We start from the raw sequence: 18,931 nt of genomic DNA, 5'->3' as shown, positions 1-18,931 counted from the left end.
CGGCGCCCGGCAGATCGGAATCAGTACGCGCCCGTCTCGCTCGTCTCGTTGCCGCCTTCGTCGACGACGGTGAGCCGAACCTCCTCGGGTTCTTCCTCCGAGCGCAGTTCGTGTTCGCCCGACGCGCTCGAGCCGTCGACGCTCGAGGAGTCCTCGTCGAGAACGGTTCCATCCGCGGCGAGCAACTCGCTGGTCACCGACTCGAGAGCGCCGTCGTCGTCGGAGACGGTCCAGTCGACGTCCGCACGGTTCCAGCGGCCGCTCGTCCTGGTTGAGACGGAGAATTCGTCGATATCGGGGTCGGATACCGGATCGGAATCGTCGTCATCATCGTCGTCACCGTCGTCGTTATCGTCGTCGCTCTCGAGGCCGAGCGCGGCGGCGACGTCGAGGAGACCGTTGCCCTGTTCGGTCTCCGCGAGGCCGATGTCCTCGGCGGTCTCGTTCAGCTGCTCGCGCGCTTCCTCGTTCGTGTATCCGTCTTCCATCAGCTGAGCGGCGGCGCCACTGACGTGCGGACAGGCCATCGAGGTACCGTCCCACCGTTCGTAATCGTCGCCGGGTAGCGAGGAAAGGACGTCCGCACCCGGCGCGGCGAGTTCGACCTCCTCGCCGCGCGAGGAGAACGAGGCGATGTCGTCGTCCTCGGTGGTCGCGCTCACGGCGAGACACTCGTCGTAGGCCGCGGGGTAGGAGACGCTGTCCTCGTCGGGCCCGTCGTTGCCGGCGGCGGCGACGAGCAGCGTCCCCTCCTGCTGGGCGTACTCGCAGGCGTCCTCGAGCGTCTCGGAGTCGCCGCCGCCGAGGCTGAGGCTGCCGACGTCGATTCCCTGGTCGGCGGTCCACTCGATGCCGGCGGCCACGTCGGACATCGAACCTGAACCGAGCGTGTCCAGCACCTTCACCGCGTACAGATCCGCTTCCGTGGAGACGCCGACGACGCCGACGTCGTTGTCGAGCGCGTTCGCCGTTCCGGCGCAGTGCGTGCCGTGGCCCTGGTCGTCGTCCCAGTCCTCCTCGCAGCCGAGGCCGATACACGAGACGAACGCCTTTCCGTCGACCACGTCGAGCGTCTCGTGTTCCGGGTCGATCCCCGTATCGATGATCGCGACGCTCGAGCCGCCGCCGGTCTCGCCCTCGTGGTGGGCAACCTCGGCGTCCACACGGTCGATTCCCCACGGGAGAACCTGTTCCTCGGAGGGATCACCGCCATCTTCGTCCGTCGAGTGGCCGATCGCTTCCATCTCGCCGTCTTCCTCGACGTATCGGACGTCGTTGCGCCGCTGGAGGTTCTCCCGCGCTTCCTCGGAGAACTCGCCGGCGACGGCCCAGCCGATACCACCGAAGTTGAGGACGTGTCGCACCTCGTCGGCCCGCCGTCGCGCTTCGTCGCGCCCGCCCCGATCTACCGTCCCAACGATGTACGGCTCGGAGTCCGAACCCGAGCCTTCGTTACCGCTGGCGACGCCGGCGGTGCCGACCAGTCCGACGGCGCCGGTCGCCCGAAGCATCTGTCGTCGGGAGACGAACCGGTCACCGCTCGAGTCATTGATTCTCGACTGAGTGTCATCCTCTGACATAGAGTCGTATTTTCTGAATTAGTATATAAAACCAGTTTTTTCTAACGGATAAAATAATTAGAGTTGTTCGTGTAGTAATAATAAGCTTACATTTCGAGGCGGGCACGAGCGATCACCGATTCAGAACGCGGGACGTCCGGTCCGGCGCGGGACGAGCGTTCATCACGCTGGAACGCGACGTACACCCAATGACGCTCGACCCCGACGCCGTCAGCACCGTCACGTTCGACTCCTACAGCACGCTCGTCGACGTCGACGCCGTCGAGAGCGCACTCGAACACCACACGTCCCTCGACGATCCAGCACCCGTTTCCCGGACCTGGCGGGAGCGCTCGATGCAGTACACCCTGGTCGCGAACCACCTCGAGGCGTACGAGACGTTCTACGAGATCAACCGCGAGGCACTCACGTACGCCCTCGCGGCCCACGACGTCGAGTGCAGCGACGACGAGCGCGAGGAGATCCTCGAAGCGTACCACGACCTCGAGGTGTTCGACGACGTTCGGGAGAGCATCGAGCGGCTGCGCTCGGCCGGCTACGACTGCTACGTCCTCTCGAACGGCAACCCCGAGATGCTCGAGTCGATGGTCGAGAGCGCCGACATCGGCGACCTGCTCGAAGAGACGATCAGTGCGCACGAACTCGAGACGTTCAAACCCGCACCGGAGCTCTACCGCCACGCCGCGGGCCGAACGGGGACGCCGATCGACGAAATCGTTCACGTTTCGGCGCTCTGGTTCGACGTCCAGGGGGCAGTCCACGCCGGAATGAACGGCGCGTGGCTCGACCGGAAAGGCGATCCGGAGGAGCCGTTCGGTCCCGAACCCGACGCCGTCGTGGCGGGACTCGACGAACTGGCGGACACGCTCGAGAACTGATCGACAATCGCTCGCGGAAGAGACGGGCCGGGTGAACGGGAGAGAAGCGCGAGGCGTCAGTTCGTCTTCCGCGACGCCTGCTCGAGTCGTGCCTCGCCGATTTCGAGCAATTCCTCGAAGTCGTCGTCCTCGCGTACCGACGGGAACGGGCGAGTCCGATCCGGATCAGTGGACTTCTCCGCAATCGGGTACCGCCACCAGGCGACGTCCTGCCAGTCGCCTTCGACGTAGCCCATCGCCGGGAAGTCGACCAGTCGCTCGAATCCCAGCCGCTCGTGGAAGCTGACGGTCGCCGGGTTCGGCAGCGTCGTCACGGCGTAGCCGTCCCGAATCCCCTGGCGCTCGAGGACGGCGAACAGCGACTCGTAGAGCGCCTCGCCGACGCCGGATCGGCGAGCGGAGTCGGCGATGTAGACCGAGAGTTCGGCGACCCACTGGTAGGCCCGGCGTTTGCGCAGCGGACCGGCGTAGGCGTAGCCGACCACGCCGTTTTCCCGTTCGCAGACCAGCCAGGGGTGCTCCTCGAGGGTCGAGGTAATGCGTTCGGCCATCTCCGCCTCGGTGGGCGGCGTCTCCTCGAAGGTAACCGCGGACGATTCGCAGAAGGGGGCGTAGATGTCCCGAACCGCCGCCGCGTCGGACGGGGTCGCAACTCGGATACTGGCATCCATAGGCGTGGGTTCCCGCAGACGTGAATAAGTTCGCTGAAGATGCCCCGACCACAGAACGAGGACGGCTCAGCGGTCGACCGTCAGAAACGTTCGGAGGTGGTCACGGAGCGCCGCTCGCGCGTCCGGTGACGGAAAGTGTGATTCGCCTTCGAGAAGGATGACGGGATCGAGGTTCGGAACGGCTGCTCGAGCGCGAGGCACGACGACGTCCGGCGGGAAGAACACGTCGTCCGCCGCGACCGCGAGCAGCGTCGGCGCGTCGAACTTCGAGAGTTCGTCCGCGATCACCGTCTTCGGGAACGATCGTTCGAGTTCGACTTCCTCGAAGACGGTCCCGACGACGTCGAGCAGCGCCCCATCGAGTTCGGCGGCTGGCTCGGAGAACATGGGTTGGACGGCGCGCTCGAGACGCACCCGAGTCGGCCGGAGCCGGTAGACGACCATCGGAAACACGATCTCGAGGAGCATGCGGCGCAGCGATCCGGTTCCGAGTCCCGAGGGGACCACGAGCGCGGCGCGTTCGATCCGTTCGGGCGCGTACGCGGCGGTCCGAAGGACGATCCCACCGCCGTAGGAGGGGCCGATCATCGGCACGCGATCGAGTTCGAGTTCGTCGAGGAGATCGGCGACCCAGACGCCGTAGCTCTCGTCGCGCGGCGAAAGCCGTGTCTGTGCGCTGAATCCCGGGTGACCGATCGTATCGGGGGCGTAGATCCGAAACTCGTCGGAAAGCGGCAGGAACCACTCGAGGCTGATCGGGTTCACCACGTTGCCGCCGTGGAAGACCACGAGCGGCGGGGCCTCGGCCGGGCCCGTGACCAGCACGTGCGTCTCACCGAATCGCGTGTCGACCCACCGACGATTGAACGACGCCTCGAGTTCCGCGAGAAGATCCTCGTAGAGCCGTTTGAGCGTCCGTTCCCCGCTCGCGGACCGGTAGATGCCGTCTCGGGTCACGACTCGACGTATCGCGGCGGGCGCACTAATCAGTACGCGAACTGGAACCGGTAAAGAATCGATCGAACGAGAACGGAGACGGTTGAACCGACGGACGCGATCAGTGTCCTTCGTCGTGGGGGTTCATCGCCGTGCCGTAGTTCTCGGCGTGGTCCGTGTAGTCGATAAAGCGCGGTGCGTCGGGATCGAACGGTCGCTCGAGGCTCTCGAAGGCCTTCTTCTTGTCCCAGCCCTGGAGCTTACCGACCGCGGACTTGTCCTCCAAGTCGTGGTAGTCGAGTTTCGGCTCCGTGAGCTCCCAGGCCTTCACACCCTGCTCGGTCCGGAGGATGACACTCGAGTACTCGTCGCTCGAGCCGACCGAACCGACCGTCACGTCGGCACAGAAGCCGGTGAAGTCGGCGCACTCGTCACAGCCCTTGAGCGCGGCGTCGTGGAAGTTCTCGATGTCCTCCTCGATGATCATCTCACCGTCGTGGTCGTAGACCATCAGCTTGCCGTGGAGGACGTCCATCTTGCCGATCTCGTCGGGCGAGACGTCGCGCTTCTCCTCGAGTTGCTCGCCCATGAGGCTGTAGTAGTTGAAGTTCTTCGTACACATCAGCGCGATCGTGTAGTCGACCGCGCGGATGCCCTCGTTCTGTTCCTGGTAGTCCCAGTCGAAGTCCTGGAGGGCGCGAAGCCCCTCGATCTCACAGGGCGTGCCGACCAGGGCGAGGCTGAGCTCGTCCCACTCTTTGTCGGGAAGCTTGTGCTCCCACTGCGCCAGGTCGAGGTTGCCGAGCGCGAGCGTCTGGTTGTAGACCGTGCCGGCGTTCTCGATGAGCTCCTCTTCCGTGGTCGCGAGGTAGCTCTCGGCCTTCCAGGCTTCCTCCTCGCTCTCGGTCGCGACGAGCGCGCCGTCGATCTCGCCCTCCTCGAGGAGCGTCGCGAGCATGCCGGTGACGACGCCGCCGTCCTGGGCCTCGTCGGTCCAGTCGTCCTCGACTTTCGCGGAGAACTCCGTGATCGGGTCGCCGGCGCCCTTGACGTTGTCGTCGCCGCCGGTGATCTTCCACTGGCGCTCGTACCGCAGCCCGCCGCGGGGACAGAAGTCCCAGCAGAGCGAACAGCCCGTACACATCTTGACGAGTTCCGGCAGGTCGTCCTCGCCGACGCCGATCGAGTCGGAGGGGCAGGCGGCGACGCACGTCCCGCACTGAATGCACCGCCCCTCGTCGATGACGGCCTCGTCCAGTTCCATGAACCAGGTCTTCTCGTCCGGCGTCTCGATGTCGTTCATCTCGGAGCGAATCGAATACGTCGGCGTGTCGAGGTCGACGCCCTCCGGGACCCCGACGCGGACGTCCGGCTCGCCGTTATCGACGTCCTGGCTGACGTCCTCGGCCGGTTCGGTGAACTCGAGGTCGCCGAGGTCGCCATTCTTGTCGACGTTCGCAACGCCCGCGCCATCGGTAGCGACCGGCTGGTCCCGTTCCGTCGTCTTCGGCGTTTTCTCGCCGCAGGTACACGAGTCAGGGCCGCAACTGTCGCCTGCAGCGTCGGTCTCGAGTGCGCCGTCGCGGGCGTGATCGGTCCCGTCGCGAGATCGCGGCGCGTCACCGCTGGTCTCGGGAACGATGACGGCGTCGTCTTCGTCGTCCGATTCCGGAACCCCCGGGAACGCGCGTTCGTTCTCGCGGTTCGCGGCGTCGCCGCTCACCCTATTCGAGGCCTCCCTTCGGTCGGCCTCGCAGTTCGCGGCGTCGCCGTCTTCTCGCGGGCTTCGCCCGCTCGAACGGTCCGCGGAGCTTCGCTCCGCGCTACTCACCCTATTCGAGGCCTCCCTTCGGTCGGCCTCGCGGTCAGTCCCCATGAGCAACACCTCCAGCGACCGGCGCGTCCGCGCCCTGCATGAGCGAGCGGAGCCGCTCGTTGTCGACGCGACGGCACCAGGCGTGGAACTTCTCGCCATCCTCGCGGTCGTCGGCGTAGGCGTCGAACAGCTGCTCGAGCGCTGGAATCACGGCGTGGGCCGGAACCGCGCTCTCGACCCAGTCTAAGAACTCGTTGTCCGCACCCAAGGAGCCGCCGAGCCCGAAGTCCATCCCCTCGACGATATTGTCTCCCTCGTCGTTCGGACTGTCTTCGTCGTCGAGCTTGACCGTCTCGCCCCGGAACCCGATGTCGGCGATCTGGGGCTGGGCGCAGGAGGCCGAGCAGCCGGACATGTGCATCCGGATCGCCTCGATGTCGTCGGGGACGTCGATCCGTTCGTCGAGTTCGCGGGCCCAGCGCTTGGTTCGCTTCTTGGTCTCGATGATCGCGTAGTTGCAGAACTCGTTGCCCGTACAGCCGACCGCACCGCGGGAGAACGGGCCGGGATCGGGCTGGTACTCCTGGGCGAACGGCTCCGCGAGGAGGTCGTCGACGTTCTCCTCGGGGATGTGGGTGACGAGGAAGTTCTGATCCGTCGCGAGTCGGACGGAGGCGTTCTCGGTACCGTACTCCTTCGCGGCGCGGGCCGCCTCGGCGAACTCGTCGCCGCCCATCCGGCCGGCGATGACGTTGAAGCCGACGTACTTGAGGCCGTCCTGCTTCTGGTCGCGGACGCCGACGTGGTCGCCCTGGTAGCCGACCGTCATGTCGGTACCCGCTGACGGGAGCTTGACGGTACAGCGGTCGCGGACGGCTTCCTCGAATTTCTCGGGACCCATCTGTTCGACGAGGTAGCGCATCCGACAGACGCCGCGGTTGTTGCGGTCGCCGAGTTCCTTGAACGTCTGGGCGACGGCGCGAGTGAACTCGACGGCGTCTTCGGGCCTGACGAAGACGTCGAGCTGCGAGGCCATCCGCGGGCCGTCGGAGAGGCCGCCGCCGACGCGGGCGTGGAAGCCGTAGAGGTGCTCGCCACCCAGTTCCTTCTTCGCCGGCACGAGCCCGACGTCGTTGATCTGCGACTGCGCGCAGTCGTGGGCACAGCCCGTGATCGTGAGCTTGAACTTCCGCGGGAGGTTGGCGTACTCGCGGTTCTCGGTGAAAAAGTCCGAGACGGCGTCGACGACCGGCTGGGCGTCGAAACACTCGTGGTCGTCGAGGCCGGCCGCCGGGCAGCCGAGCACGTTCCGGGCCGAGTCACCGCAGCCCTGGACCGTGGTCAGGCCGACCTCGTCGTAGCGCTCCCACATCTCGGGGACGTCCTCGACGCGGATCCAGTGTTTCTGGATGTCCTGTCGGGTCGTGATGTCGACGTAGGCGTCACCCCAGAGTTCGTTCTGCTCCGTGCCGCCGTACTCCTCCGGTGCGACGGCGTAGTCTTCGGCGCACTCGCCGATAACCTCGGCCTGCTCGGGCGAGAGGTAGCCGCCCGGGACCTTGGTCCGGATCATGAAAAATCCCTCCTGCTTCTGGGCGTACATGCCGGCCCACTTCAGGCGCTCCCACTCGCCGCCGCCAGCGCGTTCCTCGATCGCGTCGAAAGAGAGACCCTCCTCGGCGTAGTCGTAGACGTCGTCGATGACGTCGAGCGGGTGCTTGTTCTGCTTGTACTGTTCCGTCGTGTTCATCCGCACCACCGCCGGGCGGGCGCGCCGACGATTGCCGAACTGAGCGGTATCTCTTGAAGGACCATCGTTTGCTGGGTAATACCATCCCACACCTATACGGCCCCGCAATTCGGCGAACCCTGTCGGGGCTAGCATACCCCGGCAACGCTTGCCACCGCCGACCGGACTCGAGCGCGCAAAACCAGACAGGGCGGCCCACAATGCGTTTCAGGTGGTATCGAGCGAGGCGAGCTATCCGACAGATGCCGGCAACAATCTCCGGTATGACATACGTGCTGATGGCTCACCGTGTGCTGGCGACCCATCGGTGACGTACGTCGGCTGGCGGCCCTTCCGTAGAAATAGAAGCGCTCCTGCACCCCAGGTCGACGATCGCGACCCGCTCACCACGCTCGCTCGAGGTAGTCCTCGAGCCGGTTGAACGCGACGTCGTGGTCGGCCTGGAGGTCGTCGATCGGCGACTCGTAGCCGTCCTCGTTGAACCACTCGAACATCACGGCGAACTCCTCGCCCTGGCTCTCGCGAACGTCGTCGATCGAGAGGTGGTGAGCGCGGACCTCGCTCCCGAGCGCGTCTGCGAACCGAACGGCCATCGCCCGCAGCGGGAGTTCGTCGCTCGCGAGTTCGAACGCGTCGCCGACGTAGCGATCCGGATCGGCGAAGGCTTCGGCGACGAACGCGCCGAGGTCCTCGACGTCGAGCACCTGTAACGGGACGTGCGACTCGAGGCCCATCGCGAGGGTTCCCTCCTCGATCCGTTCGCGAAACCCCTCGAAGTTCTGTACGAAGAAGACCGGCCGGATGACCGTCGCCGGGAGCCCACGACCGTCGATCAACTCCTCGATCTCGAACTTGGAGTCGAAGTGCGGAATTCCCGTGTCCCGCTCCGCACCGCCCACGGAGGAGAACACGAGGTGGTCGATCCCCACCTCGTCGGCGAGTTCGACGACGTTCGTTCCCTGTTCGACCTCGTCGTCGTAGCCGTGCTCCCAGAAGTTCGTCATCAGAAAGACGCCGTCGGCCTGGTCGACGAGCGGTTCGACCGAGTTCTTCTCGCCGATGTCGGCCTCGACGACCTCCGCGCCGCGCTCGGCGAGCTCGTGTGCGTTCTCGCTATCCTTGTCGCGCGTCAGCGCGAGGACCTCCACGTCTCGCTCGAGCAGGTGTCTGGCGACGGCACCGCCCTGTGTCCCGGTCGCGCCGACGACGAGTACGGAATCGATCATAGTCACCCGCGCTACCACCGAGGGGGATAAGAAGCTCACACGGGCAATTTCGACAGGTCGCGGAGAAGACAGGAGAGACGGCGTGGCGCGAACGGGAAGCGCGACGACCGCTACTCGTCCTCGAGCAGCCGGTCGATCATCTCGTCGGGATCGAACCGCTCGAGATCGTCGTACCCCTGCCCGACGCCGAGGAACAGAATGGGTTTGCCGGTGACGTGGGCGATCGAGATCGCCGCGCCACCGTTGGAGTCGGCGTCGGCCTTCGAAAGGATCGCACCGTCGATCTCGGCGGCCTCGTCGAACTCTCGGGCGCGGTTGACTGCGTCCTGGCCGGCGACGGCCTCGTCGACGAACAGGGTCATATCGGGACCGACGACGCGATCGATCTTCTCGAGTTGGTCCATCAGCCCCTCGTCGGTGTGCAGTCGGCCGGCCGTGTCGCCGAGCACGACGTCGATGTCGTTCGCCTCGGCGTACTCGACGGCGTCGTACAGCACCGCGGCGGGGTCGCCGCCCTGTTCGTGGCTGATACACTTCGTCTCGAGCGCGTCGGCGTGCTCCTGGATCTGCTGGTTCGCACCGGCGCGGTAGGTGTCGCCGTTTGCCATCACGGTCGAGTAGCCGCGCTCCTCGAGGTAGCGGCTCATCTTGGCGATCGAAGTGGTCTTCCCGACGCCGTTGACGCCCGTGAAGATGATCGTGAGCGGTTTGTCCTCGATCGCGACGCGCTCCTCGAAGTCGAACTGACCGACGCTGATCACGTCGTAGATCGCGTCGCGAAGCGCCTCCTCGACGACCTCGCCGGTCGACGTGGTGAAGGTGCGGGTCTCGCCGACCAGTTCGTCGCGGATGTTGTCGAGGATCTCCTCGGCGACGCCCATCTCGACGTCGCTCGTGAGCAGCGCCATCTCGAGTTCGTGGAGCGGTTCCTCGAGGTCTTCCTCCTCGATGACGAACTTCCCCTTGACGAGCGAGCGGGCCTTGGCGCCGAATCCGGTTCCGCCGTTGTCCTCGCTCACGTCCTCGTCGTCCACTTCTGCGTCGACCTCGTCCTCGGCGGTCTCGGTCTTGGCGTCTGCGGGCTCTGAGGCTGTGTCAGCCTCGTTCTGAGGGACGGAATCGGGGCTACGGTCGGGGCCGGATTCGACCGCGTCGACTTCGCTCTCGAGGTCGGGTTCTGGCGTCGACTCCCGAGCGTCGGTTCCGTCAGTGGTCGAGACGTCCGTCTCCGCACTCGCTTCCGCCGTCTCGGTCGGCGCTGCCATCTCAGCCTCGAGTTCGCTCTCGGGCTCGGCAACGCTCTCGTCGACCGGTTCAGCGGTAGTATCGGGGGATTCCGATTCGGACACTGAGTCGGCGTCGACGTCGGTCTCGGCCTCAGCCTCGGTGTCGGTCTCAGCCTCGGCCTCGGTTTCGGTCTCAACCTCAGCTTCGGGCTGTGCACCGTCGTCGGGTTCCGCGTCCGCGAGTTCGTCGTCGTCGACCTCCTCGACGTTCTCTTCGGCGGCCGCTTCGGCGTCGTCACGGAAGCTCCCGAGCTTCTCCTTCAGATTGTCGAACATAGGTATCGGTGGCGGTCCCTACGCTACTCGTCCGGACCCTGCCCCTGCTGACCCTGCATCTGCTGCATCTGCTGTTGCATCGCCTGCTGTTGCATCTGCTGGGCCTGCTGTTCGAGTTCCTCGCTCTCCGACTCGAGCTCGGTGATCTCCTCGTTGAGCTCGTCGATCTCGTCGTCGAGTCGCTCCTTCTTGTTCTCGAGGGCGTCGACGGCGTCGTCCTCCTCGAACTCCGCGGCGTAGTCGGCACCGAGATCGACGATCACTTCGTCGATGTCCTCGATGGTCGCGCGCAGGTACGCGCCACCGCCGAGCGGGACCTGAACGGTCGAGTCAGACTCGAGGGTGCCGAGCGCCTCGATGGCCTCGTCGACCTCGTCCTGTTCCTGCCGAACTCCCTCGACGTTCTGCTGGAGAGTCTCGATCTGTTCCTGTACTTCCTGAATTTCCTGCGAAAGCTGCTGTAGTTGCTGTTGTCCCATAACCGTTCTTCTGCTCGGCAGCCGGAAGAATCTTCCCTTCCATAGAAGCCAGGCGTCGGGATACAACCCGTGACGGAACCGAGGACAGAGTCGCGTCTTCGGGCGTGGAACGCGCCCGACCGAGGCAGATATTCGTCCGGACTGTTGGGCCGACGGGTCCGGTATCGACCTCCGCGAGCCGTATCTGGACTCGACGAGCGGAACCAAACGGTTTTGCTCGTGCCGTCGTACCCGAGCCCATGAGCGAACTCGATCCAGCCGAACTGTTGCCGAGCGAACGGATGCGCGGTCAGGCCCTCGAAGGCGACGTCGAACAGATTCACCGCGGCCACCAGTACGCCGCGGAGGGCGACACGTTCACCATCGAGGGAACGACGTTCGAGGTGACCGACGTGACCGAGCGCACGCTCGGTGATCTCACCGACGAGGACGCACGAGCCGAGGGAATGGAGGATCTCGATGCCTACCAGGACGTGCTCGAGCGCGCTCACGAGAACTTCGAGTGGGACGACGAGAGCGAAGTGGTCCGCCACCGATTCGAGCGGCAGTAGCGACCGAACTACCACGATTCGGTAGCCGCCGAGCCGTTGGATTCCAGGCGGCTCTCCGCTTCGATCAGCACGGCTCGAGCCAGTCGGTTTCGCGCAGAACGGGACCTCGAGTCGGGTGCGGAAAGCGGTGCTCGTGTCTTCCTGTAGGGACTCGAAAACCGGTCGGAGAAAGAACCAGAACGTCAGTCCAGGTAGCCCAGCGCGTCCTCGATCCGGCCCAGTTCCGGTCCCGTCGTGTCGTTGCCGACGACGTAACCGGCGTCGTTGGCGATCAGCCCGGAGCCGACGAGCGGCGCGCCGTAGTTGATCGTCCCGACGTCGGCGCGGACGTCGAGCGCGTCCTCGAGGAAGTCCAGTTCCTCGTCCGTGGCCTTCGGATGACAGAGCACGCCCTTGTTCGTCGCGACGGCGGCCGTCCCGACCGTACGCACGCCGGCGAGGTCGCCGCGTTCGACGGGGACCTCGAGCGTGTCCTTGACGATCTGGATCGTCTCTCGCGGGAGGTCCGGATGGACGTACGCGCCGTAATCGTTGGCGAGCACGACGTTTCCGGCCGCGTTGATATTCCCCGGTAGTTCGGTGACGGGAACGTCGACCGCCTCCTCGAGACGGTCGAGTTCGGTTTCGAGCGCTCGAGAGCTGACGAGCAGCCCGTTTTCGTTACCCATCGCTAGCGCGCCGACCGTCGAAGAGCCGCCGACCGTCGTCTGGACGGCCGGCACCTCGAGTTCGTCGGTCAGGTCGGCGACGACGTCGTCGTCGACGTCCGGGCGAACGAGTACGCACGAGTCGGTCGCACGGGCGAAGACGCCGACGTAGGCCGACCCGGCGAATGCGAGGCGTTGCAAATTTACTCGGCGACCTCGGCTTCGACGACGGCCTCACCCTCTTCGTCGAAACGGGCAGCACGGACGCGGAGCTTCCGTGGCGGGTTCGATCGACCCTGCGACCAGATCGTCTCGTTGATCGAGGGATCGAGTCGGACGGCGTCCTCGTCGACCGCGAAGTGTTTCGCGAGGTGCTCGCGAATCAGTCGCATAGCGTAATCGGCGGCCTGGTGGTTGGGACCCTTCTTGACGTCGCGCAGTGGAACGGTGACGACCCGCTCCTCGAAATCGCTTGCACTCATGATTACTCGTCAGTGTCGCTGCGCCGCCAGTTGCGTCGCTTCGGGTTCCGCTGGACTTCCATGTCGGTCTTCATCATAACCCAGACCGGCACGCGGCTGTTCTGGTTCTCGAGTTTGGCAAGACGCTTTTTCTTGCCCTTCGACTTCTTACCCATAGTGGCCGGACGTAGCCCACGCTGGCTTAAAATCTTGTCCATCTTGCGGGGCACCGTCCATGTGCCCGTCAGCGGGTGGAAAACGCCCGTCACTCGAGTAGAACCCGTCGTCACTCGAGCGGGAACCGTTCGACCGTCGAGTACTCGGGGCCGTCGGCCGTCGTGGTGCTCTCGGTGAGTCGAACCTCGTCGACGCGCATCTCGCCGATGGTCGGCTCTCGCTCGCGAACGACGTCCTGGACCAGTTCCTTCCCGCCGGCGTGTTCCATCCGAGCGAGGGTGACGTGCGGGGTGAAGTCGTGAGACTCCGCCTCGAACCCCATCGCCGTCGTCCGTTCCTCGATGGTCTCGTGGAGGCGTCTGAGCTCCTCGCCTCCCGCCTCGGTGCCGAACCAGACGACGCTGATGTAGTCGAGGTCCGGGAACACCCCGAGCCCGTCGAATCGGACGGTAAAGGGTGACACACCGGCCTCGTCGACCGCGGCTCGAAGCTCCCGCGAGAGCGTCGGGACGCGATCCTCCTCCACGTCGCCGAGGAACTTCAGCGTGAGGTGGGCCTGCTCGGGGTCGGTGAAGTTCAGCCCGCTCGCCTCGGCGAGCTCCGCCTGCAGGTCGGCGACCGGTTCCGCGAGGTCGTCCGGCAGATCGACGCTGACGAACAGTCGCATACTCGCTCTTTGGAGGGGACGGTACTCAACGCTGATGGTGGGAAAAGCCGGCGAGATTACGCGACTGACTCCTACTTAAGCGGCTGTGCGTCTAACGGCCCCCCATGTCCGATACGTTCGTCGTCGTCGGTGGCGACGCTGCCGGAATGTCCGCGGCGAGCAAGGCCAAACGCGACGATCCCGACCTCGAGGTCGTCGTCTTCGAGAAGGGCGAGTGGGTCTCCTACGGCGCGTGCGGCCTGCCGTACTACGTCAAGGGTGAGATTCAGTCGCTCGAGGAACTCGTCTCCGTCACCCCCGAGGAGTTCCGCGAAGAGCGCGACATCGACCTGCGGACAGGCCACGAAGTCGTCTCGATCGACCCCGACGAGCGGACGGTCACCGCCGAGAGCGACGCCGGGACGGTGACGGAGTCGTACGACTCCCTGCTGCTCGCGACCGGCGCCGAAGCAGTGGTACCACCGATCGACGGCACCAACCGCGAGGGCGTCTACACGCTCGGCTCGATGAGCGACGGGAAAGAACTCCGCGAGTACGTCGCTCGAGCCCGCGACGGAGAGGGGCTCCAGCAGCCCGACCGCGGACCGGCCTGTCGCTACCTCGAGGACTGTTCCGGGCCCGTGGCCGTCGTCGGCGGCGGTTACATCGGGATCGAGATGGCCGAGGCCCTCGCGGCGAACGGCTTCGAGGTCAACCTGTTCCAGCGCGGGGATCGGCTGTTGAAGGGGTTCAGCGAGGCGACCAGCGAGGCCGTCGCCGATCACCTCCGCGAGCAGGATATCGTGTTGCACCTCGGGAGCGGGGTCCGCGAACTCGCCGGAGAAGAGGCCGTCGACGCGGTCGTCACCGACGGCGGACGCGTCAACGTCGAGATGGTGCTGCTCGGCACCGGCGTCCGGCCGCGGACCGACCTGGCCGCGGACGCGGGCGTCGAACTCGGCGAAACCGGTGCGATCGCGACCGATCCCTACCGCGAGACCAGCGTCGACGACATTTACGCGGCGGGCGACTGCGCGGAGGCGATCCACGCCGTGACCGGCGAACCGGCGTACGTCCCGCTGGCGCTGACGGCGAACCGACACGGCCGCGCGGTCGGACAGACCGTCGCCGGACAGCCGACGACGGGCGGCGCCATCGCGGGAACGGCGGCGATCAAGGCGTTCGAAGTCGAGGCCGCCCGAACCGGGATTCTAGATCACGAGGAGGCGCTCGAGGCGGGCTTCGACCCGATCAGCGAGACGATCGACGCGAAGTCGCGAGCGGGCTACTACCCCGGCGGCGGAACGGTCACCATCACGCTGACGGCCGACCGCGACACCGGACGCCTCCTCGGCGCGAGCCTCGTCAGCGAGTACGGCGAGGGTGCGGTCCACCGGAGCCACGCGCTCGTCGCGGCGCTGACGGAGGGTGCCGCCGTCGACGACCTCGAGAACTACGATCTGGCGTACGCGCCGCCGTTCAACACGACGTGGGACCCCGTCCTCGTCGCCGCGAAGGTGCTCTCGGGGAATCTTCGATAAAACGCGTCGTCGGGTGGACCGGCGGAAGACCACCACAAACACCGAGCACGACCGTTCCAGAAGGTCGCAGCCCTTAACAGTCGTCGCTGCCACATTCCAGCAATGACTGATCGAGAGGGCGACAGCGACCATCCGTTCTCCGAAGGGGAGGGCTTCGGAGACGACTACGACGAGTTCGATCTCGACCCGCCGGAGCTAGGCGTCGACCCCGCGAAGGTCGACCCCGTCGACTCCCGCGTCATCACCGACACACTCGACAAGCACAGCATCGACAGCGACGACGTCGAGGCGAGCGAACTGCTCGACGTCGGGCTGAACTACATGCAGATCAACCGCTACGAGCAGGCGACCGAGGCCTTCGATCGAACCGCCCAGTTCGCCGAGGACGACCGCCTCGAACAGGAGGCCTGGGTGAACAAGGGAGCCGCACACGCCGAACTCGAGGAGTACGACGAGGCGATCGGCGCCTACCGCGAGGCACTACGGATCGACGACGAGAGCGAACACGCCGCCACCGCCGAAACGAACCTCGCGTACGCGCTCTGGGAGTTCGGCGAGACCGCCCAGGCGCTCGAGCACGCCGAGCGCGCCGTCGAGATCGACGAGCGGTTCGCCGAGGGCTGGTTCAACCGCGCCTTCTTCCTCTCGGAGCGCGGGCTGGCCGAAGAGGCGCTGCACTGCATCGACAACGCGGTTCGACTCGGGATGCGCAACGCGAAAGTGCTCGAAGAGAAGGCCGAGATCCTGGAGGAACTCGGCGAGTACGACGAGGCCGAGGAGATCGCCGAGGAGGCAAACGAGATGCGCGAACGGGCCGAACAGCGACTCGTCGAGGAGCGCGAGGAGATGGCCGGACAGCCGTCGGGCGCCGGCGGCCAACCGCAGCAAAGCGAGGACGTAGACATCACGGATCCGGGGCGGGTGTCGAAACGCGACGGCGAGTGGGAACTCGAGTAACGCATGATCGTCAACGAGCGCGAAACCGAAGAGGGGCTGCTCGTCGCCGTCTGTGACGCGGACGTTCTCGGCGAAACGTTCGAGAGCGGCGACCTCTCGCTGACTGTCACCGAGGAGTTCTACGGCGGCGAGACGGTCGACGAGAGCGCAGTCGTCGACAGCCTCTCGCGGGCGACCGTCGCCAACATCGTCGGCACCCGCGCGGTCGAACTCGCGGTCGAGGAAGGGTTCATCGACGAGGCGAACGTCCTCGAGGTCGGAGCGACCCGCCACGCGCAGCTCTTGCGGATGTACTGAGCCGTTCCGACCTGAAACGGCCGTGTTCGAATACTACCGTGAGTGAGCAGCGTCCGGTGTTCGATTCTCTCAGCGAGTCGGTGTACGCTGAACACCGTCCCTGAAACCGACGGAACGCTTTTTGATTCGTGGACTAGTCTGACGAACGATGGTCGATATCGCAGCGTTCACCGAGCGGCTTCGGCAGCCGGAGTACACGGGTGACAACCGCTGTACACCGTGTACGGTGGTCAACGTCGCAATCGCGGGCCTCCTCGCGATCGGCGTCGCCGTCGTCTCCGCTCCGCTGGCGCCCATCGTCCTCGGCCTCTCGCTGGCGGCGATCTATCTCCGGGGATACCTGGTTCCCGGAACGCCGAGTCTGACGAAGCAGTACGTTCCGGACTGGCTGCTCGCGATGTTCGACAAGGGCCCCGAACCAGCAGTAACGACCCTCGAGAACGAGCACGACGGTGAGATCGACGATGGTGCTGAACCTGAGCCCGAGCCCGTCGACCCCGAACAGGCATTCCTCGAACACGGCGTCGTCACACCGTGTTCCGGGACGACGGACGGCGGCGCGACTGCGGCCGATGCCGCGGAGGACCTCTGTCTCACCGACGGGACCCGAACGGCGTGGCGGGACGCGATCGAGGGGATCCGCGACGGCGAGCGAGAGCGACAGGTTGCGACGTTTCTCGAGTCCGAACCCGGGGCGGTGACGGTCACGCAGACGGATGGCCACGCCCTCGCCCGCGTCGACGGCCGACTGGCCGCCAAGTGGGAGTCGGACGCCGCGCTGGTCGCCGATCTCGCTGCCTCGCGAACGCTCACAGATCGGCTCCCGAACTGGGAGTCGCTGGATCTCGAACAGCGAAGCCGGCTCGCCAGCGGGCTGCGCGCGTTCGCCGAACGCTGTCCCGCCTGTGACGGCCCGGTCTCGCTCGACGCCGAGACCGTCGAATCCTGCTGTCGCTCCTACGAAGTGTACGCGATCACCTGCAACGACTGCAGCACACGGGTGCTCGAGGTCCAGCAGTAGTCGCCGTCGCCGCTGACGAGACGAGAGGGATGCTCTCGAAACTGTGCCACGTCGGTCGGCGATCGTGATACCAAATCCTGTTGGGGACAAGGGTATTGGCAATGCCCCTCTACGTTGTAGTACGACAGGGCCCCCACCCCACCCACCACCACCACTGAGTCGTTCGACACCCCCTGTCGTGACACACCACCACCACCACCCACTTTTCCCCTCTCGTGACTTCGTCGACGAGCGACTGCAACGGCAGTAGCTCGAGGTATCCGTCGGACCAGCCCACGGACCGAAGGAGTGTTTTGTCTGGGAACCCTGCTAGTTACCAATGAGTCAGCAGAACCTCGAGGCACTCGACGTCGAGGCCATCCGCGAGGAGTTTCCGATCCTCGAGCGGGAGTTCGACGACCAGCAGGTCGTCTACCTCGATAACGCGGCGACGACGCAGACGCCGGATCCGGTCGTCGACGCGATGAGCGACTACTATCGACGGTACAACTCGAACGTCCACCGGGGGATCCACCACCTGAGTCAGGAAGCCTCGGAGGCCTACGAGGAGGCCCACGACCGCGTCGCGGAGTTCATCGGTGCCAGCGGCGGCCGCGAGGAGGTCATTTTCACGAAGAATACGACCGAGAGCGAGAACCTCCTCGCTTACTCGTGGGGGCTGAACGAACTCGGCCCCGAGGACGAGGTCGTCCTCACCGAGATGGAACACCACGCCTCGCTGGTGACCTGGCAGCAGATCGCCATGCGGACCGGCGCCAGCGTCGAGTACATTCGGGTCGACGAGGAGGGTCGTCTCGACATGGACCACGCAGAGGAACTCATCACCGACGAGACGGCGCTCGTTTCGGCGGTCCACGTCTCGAACACGCTCGGCACGGTCAACCCGGTCTCCGAACTCACGGATCTGGCCCACGAGCACGACGCGCTCTCGTTTATCGACGGCGCCCAGGCCGTCCCCAACCAGCCCGTCGACGTCGAGGAGATCGACGCCGACTTCTACGCCTTCTCGGGCCACAAGATGGCCGGTCCCACCGGGATCGGCGTCCTCTACGGCAAGAAGGAACTCCTCGAGGCGATGGAGCCCTACCTCTACGGCGGCGGGATGATCCGCAAGGTCACCTTCGAGGAGTCGACCTGGGGCGACCTCCCCTGGAAGTTCGAACCCGGCACGCCACCGATCGCCGAGGCCGTCGGCCTCCACGCGGCCGTCGACTGGCTCGAGGAGATCGGCATGGACCGCATCCGTGAGCACGAACAGGACCTCGCCCGCTACGCCTACGAGCGACTCGAGGACGAGGGCGACGTCGAGATCTACGGCCCGGAACCCGGCCCCGACCGTGGTGGTCTCGTCAGCTTCAACCTCGAGAACGTCCACGCCCACGACCTCACCTCGATCATGAACGACCACACGATCGCCGTCCGCGCCGGCGACCACTGTACCCAGCCGCTGCACGACAAGCTGGGCGTCCCGGCGTCGACTCGAGCCTCGTTCTACGTCTACAACACGCGGGAGGAGGTCGACAAGCTAGTCGCTGCACTGGACGACGCACGACAGTTGTTCGCGTAAGCGAACGACGGAGTTCGAGGAGAGTGCGCTCGACGACGTCTTCGCGAGTGAACAACGGAACGAACGAAGGCCAGCGAGACTGAGTCTCGCATGGCGCGACAGCTGTTCGCGTAGAAGGATCGGCTCGACGCCGACAACGCGGATCGGAGAGAGACGACCGGTCAGACG

General features: G+C 65.7%; 19 protein-coding genes. 7 read left to right on the top strand and 12 right to left on the bottom strand.

Annotated elements, in window-relative coordinates; translation table 11 throughout:
• Positions 1–20 precede the first annotated feature (20 nt).
• Positions 21–1,580, bottom strand: a complete 1,560-nt coding sequence (locus CV102_RS05890) for a S8 family peptidase (protein WP_187432867.1) — start codon at positions 1,578–1,580, stop codon at positions 21–23.
• Between the two features lie 188 nt (positions 1,581–1,768).
• Here CV102_RS05890 and CV102_RS05885 point away from each other — a divergent pair, with 188 nt between their 5' ends.
• A complete protein-coding gene (locus CV102_RS05885) occupies positions 1,769–2,458 on the top strand; it encodes a haloacid dehalogenase type II (protein ID WP_148856959.1) in 690 nt (229 codons plus the stop codon).
• Positions 2,459–2,514: 56 nt separating this feature from the next.
• Here CV102_RS05885 and CV102_RS05880 read toward each other — a convergent pair whose 3' ends face one another.
• The 7 genes from CV102_RS05880 to pfdA all read right to left on the bottom strand — a co-directional run bounded on the left by CV102_RS05880 (position 2,515) and on the right by pfdA (position 10,898).
• On the bottom strand, positions 2,515–3,129 hold the full coding sequence (locus CV102_RS05880) for a GNAT family N-acetyltransferase (protein ID WP_148856958.1): 615 nt from the start codon (positions 3,127–3,129) through the stop codon (positions 2,515–2,517).
• 66 nt (positions 3,130–3,195) lie between these two features.
• The gene (locus tag CV102_RS05875; RefSeq protein WP_187432866.1) at positions 3,196–4,086 is read right to left on the bottom strand and encodes an alpha/beta fold hydrolase; all 891 of its coding nucleotides are present in this window, start codon (positions 4,084–4,086) and stop codon (positions 3,196–3,198) included.
• A 100-nt stretch (positions 4,087–4,186) separates the two neighbouring features.
• Entirely contained in the window at positions 4,187–5,941 is a 1,755-nt protein-coding gene (locus CV102_RS05870; protein WP_148856956.1) for a Coenzyme F420 hydrogenase/dehydrogenase, beta subunit C-terminal domain, read from the bottom strand.
• Positions 5,931–7,631, bottom strand: coding sequence for a nitrite/sulfite reductase (locus CV102_RS05865; protein ID WP_148856955.1), 1,701 nt, complete (start codon positions 7,629–7,631; stop codon positions 5,931–5,933). The genes CV102_RS05870 and CV102_RS05865 overlap by 11 nt, the downstream gene beginning before the upstream one ends.
• 383 nt (positions 7,632–8,014) lie before the next feature.
• On the bottom strand, positions 8,015–8,857 hold the full coding sequence (locus tag CV102_RS05860; RefSeq protein WP_148856954.1) for an NmrA/HSCARG family protein: 843 nt from the start codon (positions 8,855–8,857) through the stop codon (positions 8,015–8,017).
• A 110-nt stretch (positions 8,858–8,967) separates the two neighbouring features.
• Entirely contained in the window at positions 8,968–10,419 is a 1,452-nt protein-coding gene (ftsY, locus tag CV102_RS05855; protein ID WP_148856953.1) for a signal recognition particle-docking protein FtsY, read from the bottom strand.
• 23 nt (positions 10,420–10,442) lie between these two features.
• Positions 10,443–10,898, bottom strand: a complete 456-nt coding sequence (gene pfdA / locus CV102_RS05850; RefSeq protein WP_148856952.1) for a prefoldin subunit alpha — start codon at positions 10,896–10,898, stop codon at positions 10,443–10,445.
• A gap of 239 nt (positions 10,899–11,137) precedes the next feature.
• Between pfdA and CV102_RS05845 the strand changes: the two genes are divergently transcribed.
• The gene (locus tag CV102_RS05845) at positions 11,138–11,449 is read left to right on the top strand and encodes an ASCH domain-containing protein (RefSeq protein WP_148856951.1); all 312 of its coding nucleotides are present in this window, start codon (positions 11,138–11,140) and stop codon (positions 11,447–11,449) included.
• A gap of 182 nt (positions 11,450–11,631) precedes the next feature.
• Here the strand turns inward: CV102_RS05845 and CV102_RS05840 are convergent, their stop codons facing one another.
• From CV102_RS05840 to thpR, 4 genes are all read right to left on the bottom strand, one after another.
• Positions 11,632–12,297: a translation initiation factor IF-6 gene (locus tag CV102_RS05840; RefSeq protein ID WP_148856950.1), complete on the bottom strand. Its 666-nt coding sequence runs from the start codon at positions 12,295–12,297 to the stop codon at positions 11,632–11,634.
• 2 nt (positions 12,298–12,299) lie between these two features.
• Positions 12,300–12,578 carry a 50S ribosomal protein L31e gene (locus tag CV102_RS05835; protein WP_148856949.1) on the bottom strand — a complete coding sequence of 93 codons (279 nt, stop codon included), beginning with the start codon at positions 12,576–12,578 and terminating at the stop codon, positions 12,300–12,302.
• A gap of 2 nt (positions 12,579–12,580) precedes the next feature.
• Complete coding sequence (locus CV102_RS05830; protein WP_148856948.1) at positions 12,581–12,733, bottom strand: 50S ribosomal protein L39e; 153 nt, start codon at positions 12,731–12,733, stop codon at positions 12,581–12,583.
• Between the two features lie 110 nt (positions 12,734–12,843).
• Positions 12,844–13,401 carry an RNA 2',3'-cyclic phosphodiesterase gene (thpR, locus tag CV102_RS05825; RefSeq protein WP_148856947.1) on the bottom strand — a complete coding sequence of 186 codons (558 nt, stop codon included), beginning with the start codon at positions 13,399–13,401 and terminating at the stop codon, positions 12,844–12,846.
• A gap of 104 nt (positions 13,402–13,505) precedes the next feature.
• Here thpR and CV102_RS05820 point away from each other — a divergent pair, with 104 nt between their 5' ends.
• The 5 genes from CV102_RS05820 (at position 13,506) to CV102_RS05800 (ending at position 18,763) form a co-directional block, all read left to right on the top strand.
• Entirely contained in the window at positions 13,506–14,921 is a 1,416-nt protein-coding gene (locus CV102_RS05820) for an FAD-dependent oxidoreductase (protein WP_148856946.1), read from the top strand.
• Positions 14,922–15,023: 102 nt separating this feature from the next.
• The gene (locus CV102_RS05815) at positions 15,024–15,878 is read left to right on the top strand and encodes a tetratricopeptide repeat protein (protein ID WP_148856945.1); all 855 of its coding nucleotides are present in this window, start codon (positions 15,024–15,026) and stop codon (positions 15,876–15,878) included.
• A 3-nt stretch (positions 15,879–15,881) separates the two neighbouring features.
• Complete coding sequence (locus CV102_RS05810) at positions 15,882–16,175, top strand: DUF424 domain-containing protein (RefSeq protein ID WP_148856944.1); 294 nt, start codon at positions 15,882–15,884, stop codon at positions 16,173–16,175.
• A gap of 148 nt (positions 16,176–16,323) precedes the next feature.
• Entirely contained in the window at positions 16,324–17,196 is an 873-nt protein-coding gene (locus CV102_RS05805; protein ID WP_148856943.1) for a hypothetical protein, read from the top strand.
• A gap of 319 nt (positions 17,197–17,515) precedes the next feature.
• Positions 17,516–18,763 carry an aminotransferase class V-fold PLP-dependent enzyme gene (locus CV102_RS05800; RefSeq protein WP_148856942.1) on the top strand — a complete coding sequence of 416 codons (1,248 nt, stop codon included), beginning with the start codon at positions 17,516–17,518 and terminating at the stop codon, positions 18,761–18,763.
• The last annotated feature ends 168 nt before the right edge of the window (positions 18,764–18,931 follow it).

It is taken from the genome of Natronococcus pandeyae (assembly GCF_008122205.1).
Lineage (GTDB): Archaea > Halobacteriota > Halobacteria > Halobacteriales > Natrialbaceae > Natronococcus > Natronococcus pandeyae.
The sequence above is the reverse complement of the archived record's forward strand: the minus strand, read 5'-3'. Positions and strand labels throughout refer to the sequence as shown.